Annotated in this window: 1 protein-coding gene; it reads right to left on the reverse strand. The window is 31.9% G+C overall.

Annotated features, from left to right (window positions below):
* The coding region (locus tag ACOMCU_RS28380) for a HAMP domain-containing protein (protein WP_421052328.1) at window positions 1–329 on the reverse strand (329 nt) is incomplete at both ends.

Here is a 329-nt window from a genome sequence, read left to right on the forward strand (position 1 = left end):
CTGAATAATTTCTCTTAAACTTGTAGTCATCCTATTTATTCCACTAGCTAAATCACCCAACTCATCTTTATTTTTAACTTTAATATCGTTAAAAGATAAATCTTGTTTAGCAATCTTTTGCACACTTTCAGTGATGAGTTGAACTGGAATTGCTAAATGTCTGGAAAATAAAAATATAACTATTATTCCGATCAAAATACTCATGCCAAGTGTAATCATGATTGTCTGTTGGATTAAGTTAATTCCATGATTAAATGACTTCATATTGCTACTTGCACTTACCACCCATCCCCAATTCGGATCTAAAGCAGTGTAGGCTATTTTGTCCA

The organism is Lysinibacillus sp. UGB7 (assembly GCF_049058285.1).
GTDB lineage: Bacteria > Bacillota > Bacilli > Bacillales_A > Planococcaceae > Lysinibacillus > Lysinibacillus sphaericus_B.